1 protein-coding gene is annotated in these 1,087 nt (G+C 64.7%); it reads left to right on the forward strand.

What is annotated here, in order from left to right:
- Positions 1-99: 99 nt before the first annotated feature.
- The gene (locus tag HGG74_RS20845) at positions 100-1,074 is read left to right on the forward strand and encodes an IS481 family transposase (protein ID WP_168489454.1); all 975 of its coding nucleotides are present in this window, start codon (positions 100-102) and stop codon (positions 1,072-1,074) included.
- The last annotated feature ends 13 nt before the right edge of the window (positions 1,075-1,087 follow it).

The raw sequence follows: 1,087 nt of genomic DNA on the forward strand, positions 1-1,087 counted from the left end.
GCCTAGGTGTACTGAGTCAGGACGTTGGTTACATCGTGAATAGGTGAGGACCTCTTAGGTTGGTGGTTACCACACACAGCCAACGACTAAGAGGTCCTCATGTCCCACCGTAATGCCCGCCTGACGCCGATCGGTAGACGAATCATCATCGAGCGGGTCCTCGCCGGACGCCCCGTCGCGCATGTGGCCAAGGAAATGGGCATCTCGAGGACCTGCGCCCACCGCTGGCTCAGCCGCTACCGCACGCACGGCTGGGATGGCCTCGAGGACCGGAGCTCCCGTCCAAAGTCCTGCCCGCACGCCACCCCGGCCAGGGTCGTATCCGAAGTCCTCGCCAAGCGGGAGAAGCACCGGGAAGGACCGGCCGGCCTCGCCATACGCTGTGGGACCAGCGCCCGGACGGTCTCCCGGATCCTGGCCCGCGCAGGCATGCCCAGGTTGTGGGACCTGGATCCGGTGACCGGGGTACGGATCCGGGCTTCCCGGGCCACCGGGCGCCGCTATGAACGCGATGCCCCGGGGGACATGGTCCACATCGACGTCAAGAAACTCGGACGTATCCCCGACGGGGGCGGTTGGCGGGCAGATCCGAAGCAATCCGCCCGGAATCACGCCGCAGGCCACACCAAGGTCGGCTTTGACTACGTCCACGTCGCTGTCGATGACTACACCCGGTTGGCATACGCCGAGGTCCTGCCCGACGAGAAAGGCCCTACCTGCGCCGGGTTCCTCACCCGGGCTGCAGCCGCCATGGCAGCCAACGGCGCACCCGTGAAGCGGGTCATGACCGACAATGCTTTCGCCTACCGGCTCTCCCGCGACTTCCAGGACACTCTGGCCGCATTGGGAGCCAAACACATCCTGATCAAACCCCGCCATCCCTGGCAAAACGGCAAAGCCGAACGCTTCAACCGCACCCTCCAGGAAGGCTGGGCCTACCGGCAGCCCTTCACCTCGAACCAAGCCCGAACCAACGCCCTGCAGCCATGGCTAAACTTCTACAACAACCACCGGCCACACGGCAGCCTCGGAGGCAAACCACCCATCAGCAGGTGCAACCAACCTACTGACTGAGTACACCTAGAGG

It is taken from the genome of Arthrobacter mobilis, from assembly GCF_012395835.1.
Classification (GTDB): Bacteria; Actinomycetota; Actinomycetes; order Actinomycetales; family Micrococcaceae; genus Crystallibacter; species Crystallibacter mobilis.

Coding starts and splice junctions, on each gene's coding strand:
- HGG74_RS20845 (WP_168489454.1), top strand. CDS start 100: ATGTCCCACCGTAATGCCCGCCTGACGCCGATCGGTAGACGAATCATC.